We start from the raw sequence: 26,240 nt of genomic DNA, 5'->3' as shown, positions 1-26,240 counted from the left end.
AGAACAATATCTGTTTTATAACTCAGAGAAGAAGCCACTGTCAAGCCTTTCAAAAAACGATAGACAAAGGGTAGAGTAAAAAGGACAAAGCAGCTAACTGGCTTCAAATATATGGGACACCCACAGAAACTTATGGGACAGCCATAAATAAAAAATAATAATAATCATTATGTTATGTAAATTTTTATCTTAAATGTCTATAAGATGGGGCTTGCACCACTATATTTGCAGTGCAAGATAATTTAGGGGGTTAATAATGAATGAGATCTAAATTCAGAGGATAAACATTTTTAAGTTGCTTAGCTTCGTGTATTGTCATATCTGCAACCACACCTGTTGCTTCAGATTGTTCTACACTCTCAACATCTTTTGCATGACCTATCACTGTTAAATTTTCAAACACAAAAGGAACGCCATTTGATCCTAAAGGTGAAGTCGAATCAATAATATGAAAATGTAAATGTGGTGCAGAGGAGTTGCCTGTGTTGCCAACCTTGCCGATCACTTGCCCTTTTTTGAGTGTTTGTCCCTTCTTGACCTCTACACTGCCCGGTTTAATATGCGCATAATAAGCATAGTTCCCACCACCAATATCCAGCAAAACATAATTACCATTCACAGTTTGCAAAGTAATATCCGTAGGAAATTTCCCAGGCACTTGATCAGAAAATTCATCAACAGCCTCAATCACTAGACCATCTGCAACTGCTAAAATAGGTTGATTGTAACCAAAATATTTTGCATTCTCTAAAGGCATGCTTTGAAATAATTTATGATTATCATCCAACTGTATATAATCTAGTGCATAACGCTGCGCTAAAAATAATTTACCATTAATGGGCATCATTGCTCTTCGATGCCAACCATTAATCGCTAACCAGTTTTTCCCCTCTAAAGGCGCTGAAATCACAACTGGCTTTGCAGGATTGATAGGCGTTTGAGCAATGCGTATTTGCTCAACTTTCGCATCTGCCTCATATTCAATAAGATGAGAAATCGATGTAGGTATTTGGAGTGAATCTGCTAAGAAAAAACTTACCCAGAATATACTGGATTGACCAGGAGCAAGTGTATCAACCGCCTCATGATCCCCCACTCGTTGATTTTGTCCTTTAATATCAGAATAATCTCGATATACAATTGCAACATCATCTGTATTCACTACCGATAATTTCTTTAATACAATATTATTTTTATATGTATTGGTTAATTGAATTTCATAGGTAAAATAATTCTGATCGGTTGTCACCTTTACTGCTTGAGGCGCTGCAAAAACCTCTGCTACAATTACAGAGAAAAAATCTTTGCCTTCTTTGTTTATACTAGAAGCATTGCTTACATTTATGTTAAAGAATAAACATAGGCTAAATAAAAAAACAGATTGTGCACAGGATTTTAAAAATTTCATTCTGATTACCCATTTAAGCGTGCAAAGACCATAGTATTATATTTTGGAGATTACCATGACTCAATATCAAATTGCTGTTATCGTTGGCAGCATTCGCCGCGACTCATTCAATGCTCAGTTGGCAAAAGCACTCGCTAAATTAGCGCCTGCAAATTTTTCATTTAAACAACTAAAGATAGACGATTTACCGCTCTACAACCAAGATAATGATAATAATCCCCCCGAGTCCGTTAAAAGACTAAAATCAGAGATCGCATCAGCAAATGGCCTACTCTTTTGTACACCTGAATACAACCGCTCAATCCCAGGCGTACTTAAAAATGCCATCGATCATGCTTCTCGTCCTTATGGTCAAAGTGCTTGGGCTAAAAAACCTGCTAGCGTGATTGGTATTTCAGTAGGCGCGGTTGGCACAGCACTCGCTCAGCAACATTTACGCAATATTCTCTCTTATTTAGATGTGCCCACGCTCAATCAACCTGAAGTTTTTCTTCAAATTAAAGATGGTTTTTTTGATGCAAATGGCAATATTGGAGAAGGCAGCAAAGAATTTTTACAAAGCTGGATGGATCTCTTTGTTGATTGGATTAAAAAACATAATAGCTAACAACGTCATTTAAGAGAGCAGGAGTAATGATCTAATAGATTATTACTCCCTCTTTATATTTATATCTATTTCACTACTTTGAAGGACCAGATTTAAGTTTTTGAGCAGTTTTGGGTTCAACATCTAGATCTACTTGAGACTTCTTTTCAATTTGAGCCTGCAATTTTGTATTTTCTACTGACTCGGGCATCGAATCATAACTAAAAGTAAGATGGTTTTTAAAAGAAGCTTGCTCCCTTTCCTCTACTTTAGCTTTAGGTATCGGTATAGGCGCTGAACTCGTACGAGGAATAGGTTCTGCCTCAAGAATTGTCTTCTGTGCACTTCTCTCCATAAAAGCAGGAGCAGAAACAGTTCTACGCATTACGCCTTCTTTGTACTGCACAATCAAATCAAGTGGTGTAATGAGCTTTCCTATTTCTGCTTGATCTAGACACCAACCCGTGACTCTAGCAAATGAAGGTTTCTCTGGATGTATCTCCGCCAGAAAACGATCGTAATCACGTTTTGAAATCTTAAGTCCTTTAACATCAGGATTTTCTTTAGATTTCACCTCAATATTTACTATATCATTTGGCACAATCATAATGTTTGCTTTTGCTAAATGCCCTTGCTGTCTTTGCTCAGCATACCATTCTTTCAAATCATGCGTATTTAAATCACCTCTTCTCTCAGATTTCCATTTCTCAAAATCACGAGCAGCAAGCTTGAAATCAGGTGTGTCATCGGAGCCACACTCTCGCCATTTACCACTTTGATCTTTCTTAACAAAAACTAAATCATTCACAATTCTTATATAACTACCATTTGGATCCATTTCTTTTAAAATCTCTCTGGCCTGCTCAGAAGCATAACGGCCAATAAAAAATCCTTTAGAATCATAGACTTTCGACTCACAACCGATCTCTCGATTATTCATCTTAATACTATCATCATCAAATTCATCCCTTTCATTAAACCAAGCTCTACCCTCTCCCATATGCTTAACAGATATTTTGAACCGCTCATCTTTACTTGTCTCTGCAACGACTTCACTAAAAGCTTGAATAATCCTAGGATCTTGGTGATATGCTCGCATTTCATTTTCTTTGTATGCACCAGCTGCATCAAATCTTTTTAATAATGCACTTTCCGCAAAAGTTTCAGGTATCACTAAACTTAAACTATCTTCCTCAAGTGCTGCTGCTTTGACATACTCTTTGACAGATAATTTAGTATTTGCATGTAAATCGCTTATACCTTTGTAGCCTTTTGTCAAAGCAGCTTGTAACAGCATTTGACGCATTTGTGAAACTTCTCGCTCAATGCCACCATCTACAGACACAACATAATTCCCTGACTCATCTCCTTCTAAAGACGGCATTTTCTCTGCCATTGCTTTAACAGCACTGCTTGCGCCATAAGTTTTACCTGATGCAGACGGCCCTCCTACCCACAGTACTAATTTTTTATCCCATTTTTGCCCTTCATAATGCTGTACCGATTTTAAAAAAACAGCATCTCTAAAAGAACGACTCCGCATTTCTTCATTGACTGCGGCTTTATAAAGTCTCACACCTTCCTCGCCTAAGAACAATTTCATATCCGTTGTTGGCCTCGGCCTCGTGTTTTCCTGAGGAAGATTTAAATGTCTATTTTCAAGAAATCTCAAAAATGTATCTCTGGCATTTGTTTGCTCTTCACCTTCTGCAAAGGCACCCGTATATAATAGCGTTCTACTTTCATCTGAGCTTAACAACGCGTGAACAGCCTGATGTGCATCAAATTCTTCTATGGGCGGCGCTTCTGTTTCTCGCTGTAAAATAGCTTGTGCTTCTTGTGAGAGATCATATTCACCAATATGCTGCACCCATTCCTCTGCAGGCGCACGATGATAAATTTTATTTTCTGCTAACTGTATAATCTCTGAAAGCGTTTGTGCAAGTAATGGATCTTGATCAAATAAAATTTGTACATTTTTCAAAACCGAATTAAAAATCACAGCTCTCTCGATTGCAGATTTGTCTTTAGCAGTTTCTAAATCTTCTATCAGCGCATCAAAATTTTCTGCATCATGCTTTCCAGCCTCTATTTCTTTGTTGTTTAAAAAAACACTGATTAAGTTATCAATATCTGCATTAATCACTCTTTGAACAGCATCAGAAGGCATGTTATTTTCCTTTATTTACTAGATACATCTGCGTCTAATAGATTGATGCAATTACAAACAGAAAAGTTCAATTTACCAAAAAAATATCAAAGCGTGCAAATACACAAAAAAAATCAAATATGTTGAACTTATTTCAAGATAATTTTGCCTTATATGCAGAATTTTCAAACAATGGGGATAAAGAATGAAACCAATAATAAATATCGTAGGAATCATACTTATTATTTTAGGTATTGCCACCCTAGCTTATCGACAATTTAATTACACAGAGACAGAGAAAATTGCACAGATTGGTGAGATACAGGTAACCGCTAAAACAGAAAAAACCATTGACTTTCCTCCTGTACTAGGTGGATTGTCGCTTGCAAGTGGGATTGTATTATTAGCAATTGGTAATATTAAAAGAAAGAAGAAATAAATTTAGTATTACCTATATTATAGAAAGATTGAGCCTCAAAAAACCGAGGCTCAAATTGAGTACAGTCTTTCATTAAAAAGAAAAAAAGATCTATTTAAGATTTAAAGCGTGTTGAATTCCTGTGAATGGCTGGCTCAATTTGCGCTTGCGCAATATCTTCTCGTGAAGAAAATTGTTTGAAAGCATTTAGTACTGCCTTATTCGGCATCACTACATCTGCATCAAACTGTTTTGTCACAGCGATTGTAGGTGCCAATGTTTCTACTAGCGTAGTAGTAACATTAGAGCACCTCCAAACTTGCCTCATATTCACCATTGCGGTCGTCAAAACACCTGCTAATAGTAATGCAGGAAACCCAATCGTAGGAACTGTGAGCCAAAGAAGAGCCATCACAAATACTCCACAAAAAAGCGACATTGCACGTTCGTGTGCTCTTGAAGATTGCTGTGCTACAACTAAAGATTGTGGTTTTGAACCAGACTGCATTTGTGGTTTAAGCTGCATTTGTACTGATAAATGCTGCTTAACAATAGCAAAAGCCCAATCTGCCCAGGTACTTTGCTTCACTGCCTTATTATTTTCAAAAATTTGATTATTTTTAATATATACATCGATGGGTCTTTTATGTCGATCCGTGCCTCGCATATAGAAACTACCAAATTGTTGGCTGATGCCATAAACAATAATTTCGCCTTTGCGTGACTTCGCTTGCGCATGTTCTCCACGTTTCATTTTCTGCAAACAAAGCTTTGCTAGTGCAAAGATATTAGCCACATCAGCTGTAGTCATCACACTCGGCAAATTTACACCAGGTGCTACATAGCGGATTACATCTGACCACTGTTGCATAATAGTATTTCTAACGCCCAAAGGCATTCTCTCAGCCTGCGCTTGTTTATATAGCTGCTCTGGAGAAACAACTAAATGCTTTTTGTTTTGCTTGACCCACAATTCATTACGCAACTTCATCCATAAAATCCCAAGGCGATTAGCTCCACGACCATCAGCACCCCACCCCCAATTTTTCTCATTTCTTGAACCAGTATCTTCTACTAAGCAATAATTCTCTGTACTGAGTAGTTCTTTAACGATATGTGGGTATTGCTGTATTTTTGCCCGCAATGCCACCTCCATTACATTTTCTCTTTTTGCATCCCATGCCACAATTTCTTTGGATGTCCAATTTCTTGTCCACGCTCTAGCAATCGTTAATGCATCCATTGGGCTATCACCTGCACTTTTCACTGCTATCAAAAACGCTGCTCTCTGATCAGTAGGATTAAGAAATTTTTGTGCTTGAAAATAATGTTCTGGCGTAGGGTATACAAGGCCATCAACAGTAATAGGTGTTCTTGTGAAATTGGTAAAACAAAAGAAAGGTTGTTGCGCGTCATAAAAAGGAACAATAACCGTCTTACCACGTGGCAATAAGAAAGCATTCATATACACATATCCTGGAAATTCATGAACGGCAATACTACCAAAATTTAAAGGGTCGATGCTAGCAATGATTCTAGAAGCCGTCTCAAAAATGCTCTCATAGAACATAGGGAGAGCGCTCCTCCCCGTACGGCTATGAGGGGAGAAGGCTATATATTGCCTTGACTCGCAGAAATCTAAAGCATCATTTCTGAGATCTCTTGTAACAGAGAAGATTTTTCAGCGATATATTCAAAATCTGGCCAACCTTCTTGTGACTCGCCGCATTGTGCAAATCCCCAAGAAGTATATCTATGAATTGCAGTTTTATTGGTTGCACGTGTGTGTAAAAATATTCTTTTTGTGATAGGGAGTATTTTAAAAATTGTACTCATCAATAATTGTTCTAATCCTTTGTCATGTGCCGCTGCATCTACGCCATAGTAACAAACTTTTATGCTATTAGGCGCATAGTCAGCACTTGCTAAAAATTGAATAAGTCCAAGTGGCTCACCTGTTGCTCTGTTTTTGGCAATGACAAATAAACAAACATCATGAGAATTAGAGCATTTTGCAAAATCTGTTGTTGAAAAAAAATCTACAAATACTGTTTTAATTTGGCTTTTAATATGAGCCCAATCAATGTTCTGCGTGTCTGCAAAAAGTGGTGCTAAAGATTGTAAAAAATGTTCTTGAGCCACTTTCTCTGGGAATTTTTGTGCAAATGCTAACTCAACATCTGTGTACGTTTGAGCAAGAATTTCATGGCAATTTTGGATTTCTTTGTTGAATTTTTCTGAACAAAGATCTATTTTTTCCCATACCATATTGATAGCTTCACCAACTGTGTTTCTCATAACAAATTTACCAGATTTAATTGAGGTAAATTCTTCATGCACGCGTGTTATCCATGTGAGTGAATTTCTTCTTTCCATTTGTATACTCATTTTTAGCTTTTAATAATTTGAATGGGACTCTGCTTTTCAGGATACTTACCGATCACATCTTTGTAAAAGTCCTGCATGGTAAGCATCGCACTATCGATATCTGTTAACTCCGTTAAGATAGGGCCAACGCCCATCACTTGTCTTGCATAATCAATATATCCTAAGCCAATTGGCACCTCCGCAGCTTTTGCAATGTGAAAAAAACCACTGCGCCACCCTGCCTTCTTATGCCTACTACCTTCAGGCGCAATCGCTAAGCACAATCTATGTTTGCTTGAAGTGATAATATGAGCAATAGAATCAACAGCTTGCTGTGAGTGATTTCGTTCCACACGAATACCTCCCATGAACGTACTCAAGAATTTCATAATAGGTGTTGCAAATAATGACTCCTTTCCAAGCCACTTAACTGTCAACCCATAATGCCACGCACAACACATCATCATGAGAAAATCCCAATTCGACGTATGAGGTACGCCAAGCATGACGAGTTTATTGATGTTATCAGGTATTTTACCCTCTATCCTCCACCCTATGGCTTTTACTACTATTCTAGAGATCATTTTTAAAAGATAATTACGCAAAATATTAGGATGTCCATGGTAAAAATAGTAGGAATATCAAATTACTGCAGTAACATTTTATATCTTAATATACTTTTTTACGATAGACGACAACCACCTTCCAGAAACCCAAATAACTAACTTGATTACAAGTCAATCTACCATCAATGATTGCTCTATCAAAATAGGAGGGGGCACATAGTTGCTTTTAAGGCAGAAGATAAGTATGGAAACGCAAATATCCAGCACAGCATAAAGAGAATCTTTAGATTTACTAAAATACCATCAATCCCACCGTCTGTAGATTAACTCAGCTGCCTCGGCGTAAATGTATTGCTTCCCAGCTTATTGATTGATAAGATGCCAATTTATTGAAAATCATTATTTTTCATTCATTTTTATAAATTCAGTTTAAAATATGAATACACAGCAATCGAAAAAAGCAAATTTTAACATTCACACATACAGTCACTTCTGTAGACTCTCTTCTTGTTGCTAATCACACACTAGCACATTCTGTATTTTCACAATCATTGAAGTTCCGTTTTTGTCATTAACAAGCTATATAAGACGATTAGATCATCATGTGCATACAAACACATCCAAAACAGAAAAAGAAGTTCAACACTGCTTTAGTCTATTTATTTATTATCTTGCTGGCAGTTGTCTGTGGTTTATCTGATTTCAAACCCATACATGATATAAGTTTTGTCATTTCTGATACATTCATCAAAATATTCAAATGCATCAGTTTACCAATCATTGCTTTGTCTATTATCGTTACACTGTCACAATATAGTGCTGATAATGGTATGAGAAAGATATGGCAAAAATCACTCTTTTACACTATCAGTACAACTATTGTTGCTGCCAGCGTCGCATTCTTGCTGTATTTATGGATTTCTCCTAAAAATATCGCCACAACCACAGAAACCAATACAGCAACACAAGTTGTGCAACAAGGTAGTTATTTCGAATATTTAAGCCAGCTCATTCCAAATAATATCTTTTCTCCCTTTCTAGAACATCAAGTGATGGCGGCACTCTTTTTAAGTATTGTTGTTGGCATTGCAATACGCTACATCCCAGACAATGAATCTCGCCGAGCAATTGCGAATTTTTTCAAAGGTGCGCATGGTCTTTTTCTTGTTGTCACAGGATGGGTTGTAAAAATCATTCCCATTGCATTGTTTGGTTTCATCAGTACAACTGTCTTCCAACTCAAAAATGGGGTTGATATTAAAGGCTTAGCAGGATATTTAAGTGTTGTTGTGCTTGCAAATATCGTTCAAGGTTTTGTGATATTGCCACTATTTTTATATATGAACCGCATTAGACCCTTTGTAACGATGAAAGCGATGTTACCCGCACTCTCTGTTGCATTTTTCTCAAAATCCTCAACAGGAACCCTACCCGTTACAATGGAAACAGCGGAGCGTAATCTAAACATATCACCCAAAGTAAGCAGATTCGTATTACCTTTATGCACCTCAATTAACATGAATGGTTGTGCAGCCTTTATTTTTACGACGGTTATCTTTTTGATGCAAAATAATGGTGCTGATATTAGTCTATTAACGATGATGCTATGGATTATCATTGCAACAATCGCCGCCATTGGAAACGCTGGGGTGCCCATGGGATGCTTCTTCTTAAGCGCAAGCTTATTAACCAGTATGAATGTACCTATTACCTTGCTGGGTTTAATACTTCCTTTTTACAGCATAATAGACATGATAGAAACTGCGTTGAATGTATGGTCTGATTCCTGCGTTGCAACTGTCATTGATAAGCACGATAAAGCAGACACTGTCTATCAAGAAGAGGTCGTCGCTTAAAGACGCATTAGGGTGTTAGTTTCACATCTCTAACACCCTTTCTTATCGTTCTGTTCTCGCCTTTCTATATATAAATTAAGCTCTTTTACAATCGCTTATGGGATAGACAAGTACGGAAACTCATGTCGAAAAATATCTAAGACAGCGGAAAGAGAGTCTTTAGATTTAATAATCACTAAAATACTATCATCACCCGCAATAGTTCCTAAAATACCTGAATTTTTAGGTTGTCTAGGATTATAAGTTACATATTTTTGATCAATGAAATATGCCAAACTATTCGCATTACCTGGATGAGTATGAATAATAATTAATCCCAATTCTGATACTTGGATATTTAAGACGGTTGGTAAATTAGGCATATTCAGTTCCGTGACTTTGTATATACCTGACACTTTTGCTATTTTTAATTTCTTCAATAACCTTGATAAGGTTGCTTGAGGTACTTGGTAGCCTCGCTCTTGCAAAATATCCTGTAATTCTGCTTGTTCACGAATATTGCAACTTTGAACGATATTTAGAATATGCTCATCAACGATATGTTCATGTGCCATTTTTTGACAAATTATCCATTTTTTTAATTTATTTTGAAATTGTATTCACTATGAGTTGACAAAGCAAGTCTTACTCCATAAAATCAAAAAATGAATATTTTATGAATACATACTCATCATGAAGAACAATATATTATATGGGCTGCTTCTTTCGACAATTTCATTATTTGGCTGTAAAAATGGAGAAAATACGGCAAAAACACTGTTATTTGCCACTTCGGGAGAATATCCACCTTTTGAATATATGGAACAAGGTAAATTAAAAGGTTACGACATAGAAGTCGCCCAAATGATAGCTCAAATACTCGGCAAAGAAGCTCAGTTTGAGAACATGCAATTCAGTAGTATTTTACCTGCATTAGCGTACGGACATGTAGATGCAGCTATTTCCACTATTACCATCACCCAAGATCGCCAAAAAATCTTTGATTTCTCACAGCCTTATTATTTTGAAAGTATGAGTGCAGTCTTTAGAAAAAAGACGCCTATTCAAAATACCGAAATGCTTTTTCAAAAAAAGATTGCCTGCCAACTGGGCACTACCATGGAAATTTGGCTTAAAAAACAGAATCTAAAAGAAAAAATAATAACAACTGACAATAATACTCAAGCCATTGAAGCACTTAAAGCAGGACATATTGATGCGGTTGTCATGGATGGTGCACAAGCAAAAATCTTTAGCGAAAAAAATCCTGGCTTGTCTTATACAACGATTGCAAAGTCTGAGGATGGTTTTGGGATTGCGCTCAAGAAACATTCTACTTTAACAGCAGATATCAATTATGCGCTAGAAATCTTAAGCACAAATGGGCAATTAGAAAAACTGCAAACAAAATGGTTAGGCGATACAACAAAATGATCGACGGCATTCAAAATATATTATTTATTGGCGCAGGTATTTATATAACACTAAAAATTTTGCTGGGTAGTGTTTTGCTAGGGCTAACCATGGGTACTTTCATTGCGATACTCAGATACAAAAACATATGTTTATCAATAATAAAACATTATATTTCTATTATAAGGGGCACACCCGTTATCTTACAGTTAAGCTTCATTTATTTTTCTGTGCCCACACTTACAGGATTTAAATTAAGCATTGTATCTGCCGGTATATTAAGCTTTGGTGTTAACAGCTCTGCTTATATTGCAGAAATATTGCGCTCAGGTATAGAAAGTTTACCTGCGGGGCAATTTGAAGCCAGCAAAACCTTACAAATCCCAAGCTTTTATATGTGGAAAGATATTATTCTACCTCAAGTATTTAGAAATATTTTTCCCGCAATGATCAATCAGAGTATTACGCTTTTAAAAGAGACAGCGCTTATTTCCACTATTGGAGGCATGGATCTGATGCGCAGAGCACAATCATTAGCCGCAGAGCAATTCACTTATTTTATGCCTATGTGCATTGCTGCTTGCTACTACTATGGACTCATCTTACTCATTGAATATGTATCTAAAAAATTTGAAGAAAGGAGCTACCATGTTAAGCATTCATAATGCCTCTAAGCATTTTGGCACACATGCTGTACTAAAGAATATTAATCTTCAAATGAATACCAACAGCATTATAGGTCTTGCAGGACCTTCAGGTGGAGGAAAATCCACATTGCTTCGCAGCATTCAGCAATTGGAAGTTTTGGATTCCGGCGATATAACATGCCCAGAAAAAACCGGCTTTATGTTTCAAGATTTTCAACTCTTTCCACATATGACAGTACTGAGTAATTTAAGCTATGCCCCCACAGTAGGAAATAAAGCGATCGATCCTATGCTGCATCAAAAAAGATCTCTCGACCTACTAGAAATTTTAGGTATAAAAGAAAAAGCTGATTATTTTCCTCATCAGCTTTCAGGTGGACAGAAACAACGCGTTGCTTTAGCAAGATGTTTAATGATGCAGCCTAAGCTCTTATTATGCGACGAACCTACTTCTGGTTTAGATATCTCTTCTATTCGTGATGTTATCGGATTACTCAACAATATTCATGCAATGGGAGTCAGTATGATCATCGCCTCTCATGATTTAAATTTTTTGACCGAATTAGCCGATAGAATTCTTCTTCTAAAAGATGGTTTGATCCTGGCAGATATTGAGCCAAAAAAACTCATAAATCCAATTAAAAATTTACAATCCTATTATTAAGGTAATAACGTGAACACTGAAATAAGAAAAATCGTGCTTGCTTATTCTGGCGGCTTAGACACCTCTATTATGATTCCTTGGCTCAAGGAACATTATCAGCAAGCAGAAATCATTGCTGTTATTTGTGATCTGGGGCAAAATGAAGATCTCGTAGCTATTAAAACAAAAGCCATAAAAAGTGGTGCATCTAAAGCTTATCTTATCAATGTACAGCATGAATTTGTGACACAATATTTGTGGAGGCTGGTAAAAGCGGGTGCACTGTATGAAGATCAATATAGTCTTGGCACCATCTCCAGACCACTCATTGCACAAAAGCTAGCTGAAATTTCTTGTATGGAACAAGCTGACGCGATTGCTCATGGCGCAACAGGTAAAGGCAATGATCAAGTGCGCTTTGAATACACACTCAAAGCACTTGTACCACACCTTCATATCATTGCACCGTGGAGAATCTGGAATATTAGTTCAAGACAAGATGCTATTTTGTATGCCCAAAAGCATCAAATAGATATTCCTATCACACCTAAAGCCCCTTATTCCAGAGATGCCAACCTTTGGTATATTTCACATGAAGGCGGTATATTGGAAGATCCAGCGCAGCCAAAGCCAGATAACCTTCTATTAATTACCAATACACTCAAACAAACACCAGAACATAGTGAAGAAATTAATATTGATTTTGAACAAGGCATTCCTGTTGCTATTAATGGTGCATCCATGGATCCTGTCACACTTCTCAACTTGTTGAATCAAAAAGCAGGTATGCATGGCATTGGAGTGATTGATATGATTGAAAATAGATTGGTCGGAATGAAAATCAGAGGCGTATACGAAACACCTGGCGGAACAGTGCTATATAAAGCACATCAGTTTCTTGAAAGCTTATGTTTAGATAAATACACTCTACATCTCAAACAAAGCTTAAAACAAAATTATGCCAACATTGTCTATGAAGGCAGATGGTTTTCTCAAGCAAAAGAAGCGCTAGATGCTTTGATTGATATAACACAACAGCATGTTACAGGTACCGTCAAGCTACAACTCTTCAAAGGCAACATTATTTTTTGTAGTATGACATCCCCTTATAGCTTACACCACGCTGGCTTGGCTACTTTTGAAGCCGACACTGTTTACAATCAGAAAGATGCTGAAGGCTTCATTAATTTATTTTCTCTATCTGCTAAAGTATATGGTCAAGTTCATGCGCAAGAGGTCAAATATGAAAACTAAAGCTTGGGGAGGAAGATTTCAAAAAGCGCTCGACCCGCGCGTCGAGAAATTTAATGCTTCATTGCCTTTTGACCATGCCTTGTTTAAGCATGATATTCAAGGAAGCATTGCGCATACACACATGCTTGCACGCCAAAAGCTGATTAGCTTTGATGAAGCAGAATTAATCTGTGCAGGATTAGAACAAATACAAAGCGAACTACAACAAGGTCTGCATGTAATGGATACTGCTTGCGAAGATATCCACATGCTAATAGAACATCTATTAGTACAAAAAATTGGTGTGATTGGAAAGAAATTACATACCGGACGCAGTCGCAATGATCAAGTGACATTAGATCTAAAACTATATTGCAGAGAAAATGTAACAATTATTCAGAATTTGTTAGCAGCGTTATTACAGACACTTAAAGATTTATCAATCCAACATGCCACACATATTATGCCTGGGTACACGCATTTACAAGAAGCACAACCTATCTTTCTAGGCCAATATTTTTCAGCCTATCAAGCAATGTTTCAACGTGATGCAACAAGAATACAAGATTGGTTTAAGCGCATGAATCTATCACCCTTGGGTGCAGGCGCACTCGCAGGTAGCAGCTTACCACTTGACAGAATATGGGTTGCTCAAACGCTTGGCTTTGATAACATTGTAGAAAATGCACTGGATGCAGTAAGCGATAGAGATTATGTGATTGAATTGTGCAGTTTTGCCTCAATTCTTATGGTTCATTTATCTCGCCTATCTGAGGACTTGATCATATGGTCTACACAAGAATTTAATTTTGTTGCCCTAGATGATGCCTTTGCAACTGGATCTTCTCTCATGCCACAGAAGAAAAATCCCGATGTATTAGAATTGGTACGAGGCAAAAGCGGTCGTATCTTTGGACATTTAATGGCCATTTTAACAGTAATGAAAGCACTGCCTCTTGCCTACAATAAAGACATGCAAGAAGACAAAGAAATTGTGTTTGACACCATTAAAACCTTAATAGCGTGCCTTGAGATTATGCCTCTTTTTTTGAATAGCTTGCAGTTTAATACCAAGCAAATGGAAAACCGTGTAGACAAAAGCTTCATGAATGCAACCAATATTCTAGAAAAACTTGTATTAAAAGGTATGGCATTCCGAGATGCGCATCACACCGTAGGACAATGGGTTCAAATGGCAAATACACAAAATAAAACGCTGCAAGAAATCATGCAAGAATACGAATAAGAATCAATAAAAAAGAACTTACTCATACAACCGATTAAAATACGCATGAATATGTTAAAACTCTATTCACTGGAAACAAGCTACTGCCAAATGAGTGATTGGAGACTCTCATATATAAATCAGGAAATTATTATGACTATACTAGATAGGCTATTTAGAAATACATACTATTAATTTCTTAATTTAAGGTCGAAAACGCGTAGAAATCGGTTGTTTTTCAAGTGTTATTTGTGGTTCAATTAACTCAATTGTTATGTGACTTGAAATAAAACTATTTAAGTAATTTTTCAGTTGTTTAAAAGGTGGCACAGATACTTCTTGGCCATCCTCGTTAAATACAATCACAGAAGCCTTGAGATGCAGATTACTATTTGCAATGAGAGAAAACATGTCAAAAAATGTGCCAAAACGTTTACTAAAATCAATTTTTTTACATGCTCTTTCAATATTTGTAACTATTTTATCTCCATTTGTCTGAGACTTAAATAAATCAATTATTCTAGTCCTATATTCACTTATAAATTCATCAAAATTAAAGTTCTTGTTTTCAGATAGTAAATCATGCCCTCTAAAAAAAGCATTCTGCATCGAAAAGGATGTATAATCAAAGACTGTAACATTCATTTCTGGATTTTTTATTTTAATTGCCGCCATTAATTCATTTCCATATGTTTTCTGAAGAAAATGTATGCTATCGCAGATAATCACTTGAGCATAGTCGCTTAAATCAGAGATCTGTTCATGAATAAAGGCAGTGTAAGAAGCAGGATTGTTTTGCTGAAGTGTATATTGTACGCGTTTTAATGCATAAGCCTCGCCTTCTTTTCTTTCTGCCTGCATATTTACTGACTCAATATCAACACTGATAATTTGCACATGATGATTCTGCTGACTATATTGTTTCACAAACCCCATGTTACCCTCAAAATTTGGCTCAAATCCTGAGCCAAGTGATACAAAAAGAATATTAGCCATTATTTACGATACCATTTTTAATAATAAATTTGATTGTATTGAATAGACTAAGGTTCCCTATAAAATTTCTATGCAAATCAAACAATTATATTTATTTTCTTTCAAAGCTCTTTTGAATAAATGGACTACTCATATGGCTGAAGAAACTTTATAAGTTTGAAAAGCACCATAGGTATCTCTCTAAAAGCTGCTAAACTTCGGTTTTGAGTAGTGCTAAGTCAATCATTCTATATTATGGTATAACCGTATAGCATCTGATGTATGAATCTTGTCTATTGGCAACCTGTATTCTACAATCAAATATTTGGCTTTCTAAATTGGTCAGAGATAATAGGCTACTTTAGTTATTGACTCAGAATGGAGCGCAAGTGAATCATTTGGAAGCAATTCTGTTTGAAATGAGGCATCTCTTATGGGGCAGCTTTTTGATTGGTCTTATTGCTGCAATGGGGATCTACTTAACAATATCTCTTAAAGGACTTCAATTTCGTTATCTGTTCCATAGCTTACACTTGCTCTTTTTCCCACAGAAACACAAATTGAATCCTGAGAGTTCGGGCGATCTCTCCCCTTTTCAATCTATTATGACCGCGCTCGCGGGATCCATCGGGACTGGCAGCATTGCCGGTGTAGCAATTGCTATCAGTATTGGTGGTTATGGGGCTATCTTTTGGTTGTGGGTTACCAGTATCTTTGGCATGATCATCGCCTATTCAGAAAATGTGCTCGCCATAAAATACCGCGTTCAAAATGAAAAAGGCCAAATGTCAGGTGGTCCCATGTATGCTTTAAGAGATGGTTTAAAACAGCCACTTTTAGCAAAAGCATTTGCACTATTTGGCGCGATCGCTGCTTTTGGAATTGGAGCGACAGTACAATCCAATTCAACAGCAGGTGCTATTGACACACTGTTCTCTATTTCGCCTTGGATAACCGGCATTATCATGGCATTGATTGCTGCTCTTGTGGTCTTAGGCGGTGTTCGAAAAATTGGTCAAATAGCAAGTGTCATGGTGCCGCTCATGACAATACTCTATGTAGCAGCAAGCCTTGCTATTTTAACCGTCAATTGGCAAAACATATTACCCAGCTTACAACTTATCATTACGAGTGCTTTCACAGGTCAAGCGCCTTTGGGTGGATTTGTTGGATCTTCCTTACTCGTTGCGATGCAAATGGGATCAGCTCGCGCTGTATTTTCGAATGAAGCAGGTTTAGGTAGTAGCCCTATTGCTGCTGCAAATGCTAAAACACCCTACGCTGCATTACAAGGCATGTTAGCCATGGCAGGCGTGTTTGTTGCTTCTCTTATCATTTGTACAATGACGGGATTGGTGTTAGCTGTTACAGATTCTTTAGGGCTGGTAGACAGCGCAGGCATTTTAATTACCGGCGCGCCACTTACTATTGCGGCCTTTAGTCAAAACTTACCAGGTGCGCCCTACATTGTGTTGGGATGCTTAGTCTTATTTGGCTTCACAACCCTCATTGCATGGGCTTATTATGGCGAAAAATGTATAGAATTTTTACTAGGCGCAAAATCGATTAGTAGCTACAGACTCGTCTATCTTTCTCTGATCATTGTAGGGGCTGCTGCAAATTTACATTTAATTTGGGCCTTTGCAGATATTGCCAATGGACTCATGTGTATACCTAATCTCATTGGTGTTATTGGTCTTATAAAGGTTGTTCGCTATGAAACCATGATCTACGAACAGTTTCTCCTGAGCCTAGCAGACAAATATTTTAAAATAACAAAAACACCTATCTAATTTCAGCAGCGGCTATTGCCGCTGCATTATTTTAAAATTATTTAAAATTGATACGCTCTCTTTCTCTTCTCTCTATGGCAACCGTTTCAAAGCTTACATTTAGCGCAGGCTGAGAACGATGTTGAGAATACAGTCTTGTAAATACAAGAGGATTTTGCGTAATAAAATATTTATCTTTTGTTAGCGCAAATAAATCTTCTAGGTGTGTATGCATTTTTTTTGCATTGTGTTTTTGTTCTATAAAAGATGCTTCTTTAGCATTTAACTCTGTGAATAATTCTAGTAAAGGTTGAATCATAGATCCAATGGTAAAAATTTTTTTCTTAAAGCAAATCTCATGAGGTATTGTTTCTGTTTTTGTAAATTCAGACAAGATATTAAATAACTTTACAAGATTATCAATCTCATCTAAATCCAACGGCATCTCGCTGGCTGGAGCGACTGCGCGACAAGACGCAGCATACTGCTTTGTTGCAATATCATCCTCATCAATATTTGCATAATTTTTTAATAAATGTTGAATTAGATCTGTTTTAAAAAAAACTGGCTTATAATGCAATTGAGATTGAATCTCTAATATTTTTCTAAATATTGCCCCCAATGTTTCAGCAAGTGCTAATGGATTAGTTTCATTTCCTTCAAAACACATTACAATATCTTTAGTTATCATCCCAGTAAACATAAAGGTCGTTTGAAAATTATTAGTAACTTCTCGCTGCCACTTATAATTAGATTCAGCACCACTTAATATTTGTATTTGTCGCAATATACTATTAATTTCACATGGCAATTGAGATAGCATTGAATTCATTCTAGAAATAGGATTTTTTAAAAGTGCCCCAACAATTTTAGATAGGCCATTCATATCTGGCCCTGTAGTATCAGCAGAACAGCATAGTTCTCTTGCAACAAGAATGAAAAAACTAAGTGCGCGTGGAATATCTATCGGAGGACATACTAATATTTCATCCACAATAAAATTTGAAAGCATATTGTACAGCTGTATCTCCTTGTTAATACTAGAATATGCTTCATTTGATTGATTTTTTTTCCATGCAAGATTATAAAATTCTGATACTCTTAAGTCTTGATAAAAGTGAATAGTTATTTTTCTAATCTCATTAGCAAAAAACTTAAGCCACTTCTCTTGCTCCGCGCCTTCACTTTCAATACCATTTTTAATAATCATTTGCACAGATATCAATTTTTCTGACAAGCCTGGTATTGAAATACATTCTTGCAAGCATCGATAATTACTCGCCGCCCGATGGTAAAAAATATTTTTCTTTTCATCAAAAATCTGCAATAGCTTTTCAGCAATCTCATCCCCATCAGCAAAGACATCTCTAACAGTATTGGTGAATTTCTTTATCGCGAAGAAAAACTCATCAGAACATACCATGATATTAAAAATATCATCTCGCATTAATTCTTTTACAATCATACAGGCAGTTAAGCGTTGCTGAACATCAAAATGTGGAAAAAGTTTAATCAAACAATCCAGTATTTCAATAGGACTTAGTGTATTTAAAATACCCTGTGCAGTAATAGAGATTAATGTTTTATCAAAAACACGCGCTGCTTGTTTATTTGCCTTACAAGCACATAGCAAGTCAAAAACCTCAACTATCTCTTCTTTAATTCCATAAATTTCAGACAATTCATGATAGTCTAATTCTCTAAATATATCGGGGATTCTAAGACCCAATCCATTTCTATACAATATTCTATCTAAATGTGAGCCATAGATAGATAACTGATGACGATGCGCCAATGCCTGTGCTCGTAATTGCCATGACAAATGATTCATTCCTCCTTGTAATATAGGCAAACAGTTTGGTCGATCGCGCACTAAAGCCTTAAAATTTATTTTGCTATTCTGATTTTCTAATAAGCCATACTCTAATAATAAGTAAAACTGCTCTGTTAAAGCGCTTGCATTTTCAGAATGTTCTGATGATGCGGCAAGGATGAATGCTTGAATAATAAGTGGGCGGCTCAAGAAAATATTTTTATCTGGATCTCCTCCAGATATTAAATATCGTCTTAATTTATCAACATGCCCCTCTCTTAAGTCTGCAAGTGTAAAAACAATTTCCTCTTGCGTATCTTCTGCGCTTTTTTCTGAACTGTTTGATGCTCCTGCAAGCAGGGTAGGACTAGACAAATCGTCACTTCTATCAGAATTTTTGCTGGACGAAGGTGTCTGTATACCATCACTCTGCGTTCTTGAGGATTCAGATGATAGATAACTGATATCATCCCAACTATCATCACTCTCAGATGCCAACCGTAACATTGAGAATCTTTCTGTGAGTTGAACCACAGCTTCTCGTGAAGTATGCTCGCCATCAAGTACAGGGAATTGCTGGTTAAAATGTAGATTATTTAAATTAATCGATATCAAAGCCTCAATTAATTTAGGTTGATCAACAGCATAATCTCTGGAAGTTTTAGAACTTTCATCTTTTCTATCTGGATCTGCATTGTGTCTAATAAGCGTTTTTATCGCTGCTACCTTCCCGTCAGAAACAGCCAAGTGCAATGCTGTTTGTCCTCTCTTATTTGGTATATCTATTAATGAAGGTAAATATTCCAATAATAAATCCAACATTTTTGTAGAGCTTTCAAATTTTCTCACTGCATAATGAATAACCGTTTCTTTTTTACGATCTGCTTGAAAAGCCAGTGGTTTGTATATGCTATCAAGCATTCCTTTCATCACGACTGCCAGATCTTTCAACACGATAATATGAAATAAATGTCTTTTTAAAATATATTCTTTCTGTATTAAACTTGGATCTATTTTCAATGTATTTAGCAATGCATTCAAAATAGATTTTTCTTTTTTGTCGGAGCTTAATAGTGCAAGAAGATCCTTTTTTGGCTCTACTCTTTGAGTTTTAAACATTTTAAGCACGGTACCAAACTCCTTTTTTTATATTAACTGATCCTGTTTGCACTATATAAATTACAACTCAAAATCACAATATTTTTATGTTTTACTGAAGCTTAATACAAAAAATAAAAGATGGGGAAAATTATTTAAAATGCCTTTAAAATCAAGGGTGAGGCAAATCACAAAATAATCTTTAATTATCGTCTAGATACAGTGTATTTTCCTCTTGGAAAAGTAATTTTTTCTGGTAATGGAACTTTGTAAATTTGCGAAACTTTTTCTGCTAATGTTTTAAGATATTGCTTAGTAATTGGTCGGCCATAAACAAGTTTTTCAGAAATATAGGCTCTTAGCTCATTTTGATACACGCCTGCATCACCTTCTGGCAAAGGCTCATCTCTGTTCAAATAATGATTCACTTCGTGTGTAAGCGTTTTAGCAAATTTTACAGGATCTAAATTAGAGTCTATATAAATTCTATTCTCAATACATAATCCACGAAATTCAACTTCAAGTTCTTTAATAACTTTATTTTTTTGATGTTTTACTAATTTTTTTAGTTTAAGGCGCTTTGCTTTACTAGATACCCAATCCAATGCAGAATCAATATCTGGCAGGGTGAAGTCTGAAAAAGGCATAATCACAACTTCTTTACTTGCGATTATTTTGAGTGTACTTTCTGCAACATAGGTGCCCCATTTCTTTAATAAAGTGATCGCTTCATCTAATTTTTTTTGCCAAACTGCTTGACTGCGTAAATACATGTTATGCCTCATCAAATGTGTTCAATCATCCTTGATGAGAATCTATCCCAAAAAGCCAGCAATCCTACCAGATTAGGCTTGGGTGTCAAGAATAAGCGTATATTCACTTATTTTAGAAATTCAGAAAATAAAGATAAATAACCTTCTAAAGAGAGTCGTACCATTTTACAAACAGTGCTAATCAGTTTTTGAATGAACAACTATCTCAAAGGAAAAGTTTATTTATGAATTGAGTAAACATGAACATAGAAATTATGGTAGTTAGCTTCGCATTCATGCACAAGCCCCGCTTTTTCTGCAACTCTAACTGAGCCAATATTTTGAGGATCAATAATAGAAATAATTCTTTCAAGGTTTAAATTTTCAAAAACATAATGAATGCAAGCAATAGCTCCTTCCGTTGCAAAACCATTACCCCAATATTCCTCAGCAAAACGATAACCCAGCTCAATCTCTGTTTTATCATTAATTTCTTGCGGAGACAAACCGAAAAAGCCAATCATTTTTTGGTTTTCTTTTAATTCAACAGCGTAAATACCATAAAATTGTTTTTTATAACTGCTAATCGTCTCTTTTAGTAAAGTTTCTGTTTGTGCAAGCGTATATGAGCCATGAACAGAATATCGCATTACTCTAGGATTGCTGAGAATCTTATATAGATCATTCAAATCATCAATTTTAAATTCTCTAATAGTGATTCTGTTTGTTTCAATATACATCTTTTGATTTTCTCTTATCTACGATATTTTAAGCAATTCACAAAGCACTAATAATTAGTAGTTAAAACTACACAATACAAAATTTGGAACATAGAAACAAACCCTAATAAGCAATCCTAATAGGATTATTGTTCATTAGATGCATTTTTTAATATTCAAATCTCTACTGCTACTGCGAACATTCTAGCCAATTAATTTATATCACTTTAGCCCAAAGAACAACAGCCCCCTAATTTAAGCAACGATGGATGTCTATATATACTTACAAGTAAAAATAACAAGACACTCACCTATTCATCAACGGTATGTACTCTTAACTAGAAATCTCAACCGTTTATCAAATCAGCTTAATTTTTTTAAATCTTATTTCAATAAATTGGCTTGTCTAAGTAACTTTAATCAAATCTTTTTTTGAGAAAATGGCAATATGGTAATTTCTGATGTTTGTCGTAATAAGCTTGATGATAATCCTCTGCTGGCCAAAAAGGAGAAACAGGCTTAACCAAAGTTGAAACATTAAACCCTTTTTGTCTCAACAGCTCGATTAATTGTTCAACAACTTTTTTTTGTGCATCATCATAGTAGAACACAACAGATCGATACTGTTGCCCTAAATCAGGACCTTGGCCATTTGTTTGTGTTGGGTCATGAATCTCGAAAAAATGTTTTATAATTGACTTGTAATCTATTTTATCCTTATCAAATAAAATTCGTACCGCCTCATAATGCCCCGTTTCGCCTTGACAAACTTGTCTGTAGCTTGGGGATCCAATAAAACCACCGCTATATCCTACTTCTACCTTTAAAACGCCTGTAAGTCTTTTCAAAAAATACTCAACTCCCCAAAAGCACCCACCCGCAACAATAGCCTCTTCACTGTCGATAACATCGCTATTTGCTACAAAATCTAAAGAAGCAGAATTAACACAATGGCGAAGGTTTTTAATAGTAAAGTGCTCACCCTTAAAAACATGACCTAAATGTGCTTCACAACGACTACAAAGAATCTCAATGCGATCCCCATCTGAATCAGGTTTTTGTATCACAGCATCTACTACATTTTCATCAAAACTTGGCCAGCCACAACCAGAATGAAATTGATTAATTGCACGAAATAAAGCTAAGCCACAGCGCCGGCAAAGATAAGTACCTTGAGTAACAGCTTTATTATATTCGCCTGTATGAGGATATTCTGTTGCTTTATCACAAATAATTTGCCGCTGAACAAGGGTAAGGCTTTGTAGTTTATCAAGATAAGATGCTTTCATCACAACCTTATAGTACTGTTGAAAAAATGGTTTTTATTTTGCAATAACACTTAAAAACTGCAATTGTGTTCAACTAACAAACAACCATCTGATAAAATAAAAATAACTATATAGTAGTATCATCAAAGTAGTAAATTAAATCAAAAGCTCATTTACCGTTTGCCACCTGCATGGCAGTCAGGAGAACATCCTCCTTTAGCAGCTCCTTTCGCCCCCTCACTGCAGAACTCACGACATGATGTATAGAGGCTGAAATAAGATTTTTTTAGAGACTATCCATTCTTTACGATGTGAATAATCCTTATTGTTATAGCTATGGTCACAACTTAATTTACAATCCTTAATCAATAATTAAATATTTTTATTCAATAATTTTTATTAAAAAGCTGTGGGTGTCTAAATAATCAAGTGACACATATTTACAGTTACAAACAAGCATATAAAAAGTTAAGCTTAAATTAAGTAATATGGAATTTATAAAATCATATAGGTGATATTAATGATTGGGTTTACCGGAGATTTTCAGTCTAAAGTGCAAGTTTACATTGATAAAATAAAATCAAATACGCCTCTTTTTCAAGGGCTACTATTAACAGCTAATGAGCTAAATACAATCAAACAAGCTTTTGCTTCTACCCCCATTGAAATCGCTAAAATAAAAAGGGGTATCCATAGCCGCTATTCAGTCATCAAAGATAATGATGGTAAACATTATGCAATTTATACAGGTGCAGAAAGCGCTGTTGCCTCAGGCGCACAAGGACTAATAAAAGTGGCACAAAATTTAGAAACGGGTGAATTCTTATTAGTAAAAATCTCAAAATCAAAAAATATAATATCTAAGCTCCATCCTATTGAAGACGCAAGAAGAGAAGAGCTATTCCTCAAAAAAAGAGGATACTTTGCTGGCTCGCAAGAAAGAGCAAGCCGTCAGTTTCCATTAAAACATTATACTTTTATGGATACACTGCCTGGCCTTACCGCAGAAGAAATGTTTAGCTACATCTTTCGCAATAATATTGAATTAACAGACTTCCAACAAATCGAACTCTTAATACAGTTTTATGAAGCGCTATTAATACTACAATCTGAAAATATAATACATAGAGATTTGACACCCACTAATATATTAATCAGTCCAGAAGACTTAACTGTGAGGTTTATTGACTTTGGCTTAGCCTTGGAAGCTGGCAATGATGGCACTACTTTTGATTATCTGCCAGTAGATACAAAAAAGGAAAAAGGAATGATTCAATATGCTAATGGAATAGATGTAAAAAAAATGTATGGGATAGTGTTAATGTTTATAACTAACGAAGATTTGCAAAATCTAGTTGAGCCAGAATATTTGGGCACTTTTAGCTTTGATCAGAACCGAATCAGTGAAAAATATCCCAAGGGAAGAATACAATATCATCCAATTGATATTGAAGCTGTCCTGCATACGCTAAAAGCAAAAAAAGAAAACATGCTTAACCCTCCCTCTCCAAGATCCAATTTATAGGCTTTGGGAATTATAGATTAAGAGTTAAAGTGCTATGTTCCTAAACTGAAGTGCCCCCTTAAGTAGGGAAGACCCGAAAATCATAGTTTGATTTGATGCCATTTATTATGAAAATAAATGGCGTCCCCAAGGGGATTCGAACCCCTGTTGCCGCCGTGAAAGGGCAGTGTCCTAGGCCTCTAGACGATGGGGACCTAGATGTTGCTTGAAATAGCTTTTGCCATTTTCTAGCATTTTAACTGATTTGTCTACTAAAACCCGTTGCTTGGTGGAGCTAGGCGGGATCGAACCGCCGACCTCTTGCATGCCATGCAAGCGCTCTCCCAGCTGAGCTATAGCCCCGGGAATGAGCGGATGATTCTAAGGCTCCGCTCCCCCGCTGTCAATAAAATTAACAACTTAATTTTAAAATGACATTCTGCAATCTTTCTAAGGTGCGTAACTTTCCTAATAATCCGAGTGTAATATCAATCGGAGGACTAATTGTGTTACCACAGACCGCAACGCGAATCGGTTGCGCAATTTTACCTAATTTTAAATCTAATTCAACTGTTACTTCATGTAATGCTTGATGAATATTTTCAGGTGTCCAATCTGTGATCGCATTTAGCTTCTCAACATAGGCTTTTAATCCAGGTAGGCAACTCTCGTTGAGATTTTTTGCAGCAGCAGTTGGATCCATCTCAATCTCTGACACAAACCAAAATTTGCTCTTCTGCGCCATCTCAACCAAAGTCTTAGAACGCTCTCTTTGCGCTTCTACTACAGCTTCCAGTTGTGGGCCTTGTGTGAGATCACATCCTTCTTTTTCGAGGAATGGGCGCAAGCGTAATGCGATTTCAGACGCAGGCATGGTCTTCAAATAATGCTGATTGATCCACAATAGCTTGTCTGGATTAATTGCAGCAGGTGCTGGTTGAATATTATTCACATCAAAAAATTCTTTTAGCTCTTCAATACTAAAAATTTCTTGATCACCATGAGACCAACCCAATCGAACTAAATAATTAATTAATGCCTCAGGCAAATAACCTTCTTCCCGATAATCTAAGACACTTGCAGCGCCATCTCGTTTGGATAATTTTTTACCCGTAGGGCCTAACAGCATTGGCATGTGACCATATAAAGGTAGCTTCGCACCCAAGGCCTCTAAAATATGTATTTGTCTAGGCGTGTTGTTAATGTGATCATCACCGCGCAATACATGAGTTACCCCCATGTCCCAATCATCCACAACAACGGTGAAGTTATAAGTAGGCGCACCATCGGTACGAAGAATAATTAAATCATCAAGTTCTTTATTTTGGATAACGATTTTGCCTTTAACGAGATCATCAATAACCACTTCACCTGCTTCAGGTGTTTTAAAGCGTACAACATGAGCTTGATCTTTATCTTGAGGATTATGTCGGCAATGACCATCATAACGTGGCTTTTGTTTATCTTTGATTTGTTGCTCACGCAACGCATCTAAACGTTCTTTGCTGCAATAGCATTTATACGCTTTACCTTCTTGCACAAGCTTCGCAATAACTTCTTTGTATCTATCGAAACGCTTGGTTTGATAGAAAGGACCTTCATCCCAATTTAAATTAAGCCAGGCCATACCTTCTAAGATAACGTCCACCGCTTCTTGGGTTGAGCGCTCTAAATCTGTATCTTCAATTCTTAAAATGAATTTACCGCCGGTTTTTTTGGCCCATAGCCAGCAAAATAACGCTGTTCTAGCACTACCGATGTGGAGATAGCCTGTTGGACTGGGTGCAAATCGTGTAACTACCATTTTGTATCTTTATTGTTCTATGTATATGGATTAAGGCGCTTATTG

22 protein-coding genes and 2 tRNA genes are annotated in these 26,240 nt (G+C 36.3%); 10 read left to right on the top strand and 14 right to left on the bottom strand.

Annotated features, from left to right (window positions below; all coding sequences use genetic code 11):
• Positions 1-250: 250 nt before the first annotated feature.
• A complete protein-coding gene (locus CC99x_RS04195; protein ID WP_057624646.1) occupies positions 251-1,408 on the bottom strand; it encodes a M23 family metallopeptidase in 1,158 nt (385 codons plus the stop codon).
• A gap of 55 nt (positions 1,409-1,463) precedes the next feature.
• On the opposite strand from CC99x_RS04195, the gene CC99x_RS04190 reads away from it, so the two are divergent.
• The gene (locus tag CC99x_RS04190; RefSeq protein WP_057624645.1) at positions 1,464-2,015 is read left to right on the top strand and encodes an NADPH-dependent FMN reductase; all 552 of its coding nucleotides are present in this window, start codon (positions 1,464-1,466) and stop codon (positions 2,013-2,015) included.
• A gap of 73 nt (positions 2,016-2,088) precedes the next feature.
• Here CC99x_RS04190 and CC99x_RS04185 read toward each other — a convergent pair whose 3' ends face one another.
• Positions 2,089-4,164, bottom strand: a complete 2,076-nt coding sequence (locus CC99x_RS04185; RefSeq protein ID WP_057624644.1) for a hypothetical protein — start codon at positions 4,162-4,164, stop codon at positions 2,089-2,091.
• A gap of 184 nt (positions 4,165-4,348) precedes the next feature.
• Between CC99x_RS04185 and CC99x_RS04180 the strand changes: the two genes are divergently transcribed.
• Positions 4,349-4,582 (top strand): hypothetical protein, encoded by a 234-nt coding sequence (locus CC99x_RS04180; protein ID WP_057624643.1) that lies wholly within the window; start codon positions 4,349-4,351, stop codon positions 4,580-4,582.
• Between the two features lie 94 nt (positions 4,583-4,676).
• On the opposite strand, the gene ybiA is transcribed toward CC99x_RS04180, so the two are convergent.
• The 3 genes from ybiA to CC99x_RS04165 form a co-directional block, all read right to left on the bottom strand.
• Positions 4,677-6,131, bottom strand: coding sequence for a riboflavin biosynthesis intermediates N-glycosidase (ybiA, locus tag CC99x_RS04175; protein ID WP_057624642.1), 1,455 nt, complete (start codon positions 6,129-6,131; stop codon positions 4,677-4,679).
• Positions 6,132-6,199: 68 nt separating this feature from the next.
• On the bottom strand, positions 6,200-6,949 hold the full coding sequence (locus CC99x_RS04170) for a GNAT family N-acetyltransferase (RefSeq protein ID WP_057624641.1): 750 nt from the start codon (positions 6,947-6,949) through the stop codon (positions 6,200-6,202).
• Positions 6,950-6,951: 2 nt separating this feature from the next.
• Positions 6,952-7,512 carry a 1-acyl-sn-glycerol-3-phosphate acyltransferase gene (locus tag CC99x_RS04165; RefSeq protein ID WP_083477348.1) on the bottom strand — a complete coding sequence of 187 codons (561 nt, stop codon included), beginning with the start codon at positions 7,510-7,512 and terminating at the stop codon, positions 6,952-6,954.
• 584 nt (positions 7,513-8,096) lie between these two features.
• Between CC99x_RS04165 and CC99x_RS04160 the strand changes: the two genes are divergently transcribed.
• The gene (locus CC99x_RS04160) at positions 8,097-9,350 is read left to right on the top strand and encodes a dicarboxylate/amino acid:cation symporter (protein WP_057624639.1); all 1,254 of its coding nucleotides are present in this window, start codon (positions 8,097-8,099) and stop codon (positions 9,348-9,350) included.
• A gap of 95 nt (positions 9,351-9,445) precedes the next feature.
• On the opposite strand, the gene CC99x_RS04155 is transcribed toward CC99x_RS04160, so the two are convergent.
• Positions 9,446-9,904, bottom strand: coding sequence for an arginine repressor (locus tag CC99x_RS04155; protein ID WP_057624638.1), 459 nt, complete (start codon positions 9,902-9,904; stop codon positions 9,446-9,448).
• Between the two features lie 118 nt (positions 9,905-10,022).
• Here CC99x_RS04155 and CC99x_RS04150 point away from each other — a divergent pair, with 118 nt between their 5' ends.
• Genes CC99x_RS04150 through argH form a run of 5 tightly spaced genes read left to right on the top strand, consistent with a single transcriptional unit; the run spans position 10,023 to position 14,511 of the window.
• Complete coding sequence (locus CC99x_RS04150) at positions 10,023-10,763, top strand: ABC transporter substrate-binding protein (RefSeq protein WP_057624637.1); 741 nt, start codon at positions 10,023-10,025, stop codon at positions 10,761-10,763.
• Positions 10,760-11,407, top strand: coding sequence for an amino acid ABC transporter permease (locus CC99x_RS04145; RefSeq protein ID WP_057624636.1), 648 nt, complete (start codon positions 10,760-10,762; stop codon positions 11,405-11,407). Before CC99x_RS04150 ends, CC99x_RS04145 begins: the two co-directional genes overlap by 4 nt.
• Positions 11,391-12,053 carry an ATP-binding cassette domain-containing protein gene (locus CC99x_RS04140; protein WP_057624635.1) on the top strand — a complete coding sequence of 221 codons (663 nt, stop codon included), beginning with the start codon at positions 11,391-11,393 and terminating at the stop codon, positions 12,051-12,053. The genes CC99x_RS04145 and CC99x_RS04140 overlap by 17 nt, the downstream gene beginning before the upstream one ends.
• A 9-nt stretch (positions 12,054-12,062) precedes the next feature.
• Entirely contained in the window at positions 12,063-13,286 is a 1,224-nt protein-coding gene (locus CC99x_RS04135) for an argininosuccinate synthase (RefSeq protein WP_057624634.1), read from the top strand.
• Positions 13,276-14,511 (top strand): argininosuccinate lyase, encoded by a 1,236-nt coding sequence (argH, locus tag CC99x_RS04130; RefSeq protein ID WP_057624633.1) that lies wholly within the window; start codon positions 13,276-13,278, stop codon positions 14,509-14,511. Before CC99x_RS04135 ends, argH begins: the two co-directional genes overlap by 11 nt.
• Positions 14,512-14,694: 183 nt before the next feature.
• Here argH and CC99x_RS04125 read toward each other — a convergent pair whose 3' ends face one another.
• Complete coding sequence (locus CC99x_RS04125) at positions 14,695-15,486, bottom strand: hypothetical protein (protein ID WP_057624632.1); 792 nt, start codon at positions 15,484-15,486, stop codon at positions 14,695-14,697.
• Between the two features lie 368 nt (positions 15,487-15,854).
• Here CC99x_RS04125 and CC99x_RS04120 point away from each other — a divergent pair, with 368 nt between their 5' ends.
• Positions 15,855-17,258 carry an amino acid carrier protein gene (locus CC99x_RS04120; protein WP_057624631.1) on the top strand — a complete coding sequence of 468 codons (1,404 nt, stop codon included), beginning with the start codon at positions 15,855-15,857 and terminating at the stop codon, positions 17,256-17,258.
• A 37-nt stretch (positions 17,259-17,295) separates the two neighbouring features.
• Here CC99x_RS04120 and CC99x_RS04115 read toward each other — a convergent pair whose 3' ends face one another.
• The 4 genes from CC99x_RS04115 to CC99x_RS04100 form a co-directional block, all read right to left on the bottom strand.
• On the bottom strand, positions 17,296-20,169 hold the full coding sequence (locus CC99x_RS04115) for a RasGEF domain-containing protein (protein WP_057624630.1): 2,874 nt from the start codon (positions 20,167-20,169) through the stop codon (positions 17,296-17,298).
• 185 nt (positions 20,170-20,354) lie between these two features.
• A complete protein-coding gene (locus tag CC99x_RS04110; RefSeq protein ID WP_057624629.1) occupies positions 20,355-20,921 on the bottom strand; it encodes a hypothetical protein in 567 nt (188 codons plus the stop codon).
• 218 nt (positions 20,922-21,139) lie between these two features.
• Positions 21,140-21,640 carry a GNAT family N-acetyltransferase gene (locus tag CC99x_RS04105; RefSeq protein WP_057624628.1) on the bottom strand — a complete coding sequence of 167 codons (501 nt, stop codon included), beginning with the start codon at positions 21,638-21,640 and terminating at the stop codon, positions 21,140-21,142.
• Between the two features lie 395 nt (positions 21,641-22,035).
• A complete protein-coding gene (locus tag CC99x_RS04100) occupies positions 22,036-22,908 on the bottom strand; it encodes a bifunctional methionine sulfoxide reductase B/A protein (RefSeq protein ID WP_057624627.1) in 873 nt (290 codons plus the stop codon).
• Between the two features lie 499 nt (positions 22,909-23,407).
• Between CC99x_RS04100 and CC99x_RS04095 the strand changes: the two genes are divergently transcribed.
• Positions 23,408-24,412, top strand: coding sequence for a protein kinase domain-containing protein (locus tag CC99x_RS04095; RefSeq protein ID WP_057624626.1), 1,005 nt, complete (start codon positions 23,408-23,410; stop codon positions 24,410-24,412).
• Between the two features lie 118 nt (positions 24,413-24,530).
• On the opposite strand, the gene CC99x_RS04090 is transcribed toward CC99x_RS04095, so the two are convergent.
• From CC99x_RS04090 to gltX, 3 genes are all read right to left on the bottom strand, one after another.
• Positions 24,531-24,606 (bottom strand) — tRNA-Glu (locus CC99x_RS04090).
• Positions 24,607-24,678: 72 nt separating this feature from the next.
• Positions 24,679-24,754, bottom strand: a tRNA-Ala gene (locus tag CC99x_RS04085).
• A 49-nt stretch (positions 24,755-24,803) separates the two neighbouring features.
• The gene (gene gltX, locus CC99x_RS04080) at positions 24,804-26,195 is read right to left on the bottom strand and encodes a glutamate--tRNA ligase (protein WP_057624625.1); all 1,392 of its coding nucleotides are present in this window, start codon (positions 26,193-26,195) and stop codon (positions 24,804-24,806) included.
• Positions 26,196-26,240 lie beyond the last annotated feature (45 nt).

The organism is Candidatus Berkiella cookevillensis, from assembly GCF_001431315.2.
GTDB lineage: Bacteria > Pseudomonadota > Gammaproteobacteria > Berkiellales > Berkiellaceae > Berkiella_A > Berkiella_A cookevillensis.
Note: the sequence above shows the minus strand (reverse complement) of the source record. Positions and strands in the feature narration are given on the sequence as shown.

Bases quoted from the DNA above. Each gene is read 5' to 3' on its own strand.
- CC99x_RS04155 (WP_057624638.1), bottom strand. From the start codon at position 9,904: ATGGCACATGAACATATCGTTGATGAGCATATTCTAAATATCGTTCAA.
- CC99x_RS04115 (WP_057624630.1), bottom strand. From the start codon at position 20,169: ATGTTTAAAACTCAAAGAGTAGAGCCAAAAAAGGATCTTCTTGCACTA.
- CC99x_RS04125 (WP_057624632.1), bottom strand. From the start codon at position 15,486: ATGGCTAATATTCTTTTTGTATCACTTGGCTCAGGATTTGAGCCAAAT.
- CC99x_RS04110 (WP_057624629.1), bottom strand. From the start codon at position 20,921: ATGTATTTACGCAGTCAAGCAGTTTGGCAAAAAAAATTAGATGAAGCG.
- CC99x_RS04160 (WP_057624639.1), top strand. From the start codon at position 8,097: ATGTGCATACAAACACATCCAAAACAGAAAAAGAAGTTCAACACTGCT.
- CC99x_RS04150 (WP_057624637.1), top strand. From the start codon at position 10,023: ATGAAGAACAATATATTATATGGGCTGCTTCTTTCGACAATTTCATTA.
- CC99x_RS04165 (WP_083477348.1), bottom strand. From the start codon at position 7,512: ATGATCTCTAGAATAGTAGTAAAAGCCATAGGGTGGAGGATAGAGGGT.
- CC99x_RS04140 (WP_057624635.1), top strand. From the start codon at position 11,391: ATGTTAAGCATTCATAATGCCTCTAAGCATTTTGGCACACATGCTGTA.
- CC99x_RS04170 (WP_057624641.1), bottom strand. From the start codon at position 6,949: ATGAGTATACAAATGGAAAGAAGAAATTCACTCACATGGATAACACGC.
- CC99x_RS04095 (WP_057624626.1), top strand. From the start codon at position 23,408: ATGATTGGGTTTACCGGAGATTTTCAGTCTAAAGTGCAAGTTTACATT.
- CC99x_RS04145 (WP_057624636.1), top strand. From the start codon at position 10,760: ATGATCGACGGCATTCAAAATATATTATTTATTGGCGCAGGTATTTAT.
- CC99x_RS04105 (WP_057624628.1), bottom strand. From the start codon at position 21,640: ATGTATATTGAAACAAACAGAATCACTATTAGAGAATTTAAAATTGAT.
- ybiA (WP_057624642.1), bottom strand. From the start codon at position 6,131: ATGTTCTATGAGAGCATTTTTGAGACGGCTTCTAGAATCATTGCTAGC.
- CC99x_RS04190 (WP_057624645.1), top strand. From the start codon at position 1,464: ATGACTCAATATCAAATTGCTGTTATCGTTGGCAGCATTCGCCGCGAC.
- CC99x_RS04180 (WP_057624643.1), top strand. From the start codon at position 4,349: ATGAAACCAATAATAAATATCGTAGGAATCATACTTATTATTTTAGGT.
- CC99x_RS04185 (WP_057624644.1), bottom strand. From the start codon at position 4,164: ATGCCTTCTGATGCTGTTCAAAGAGTGATTAATGCAGATATTGATAAC.
- gltX (WP_057624625.1), bottom strand. From the start codon at position 26,195: ATGGTAGTTACACGATTTGCACCCAGTCCAACAGGCTATCTCCACATC.
- CC99x_RS04100 (WP_057624627.1), bottom strand. From the start codon at position 22,908: ATGAAAGCATCTTATCTTGATAAACTACAAAGCCTTACCCTTGTTCAG.
- CC99x_RS04195 (WP_057624646.1), bottom strand. From the start codon at position 1,408: ATGAAATTTTTAAAATCCTGTGCACAATCTGTTTTTTTATTTAGCCTA.
- argH (WP_057624633.1), top strand. From the start codon at position 13,276: ATGAAAACTAAAGCTTGGGGAGGAAGATTTCAAAAAGCGCTCGACCCG.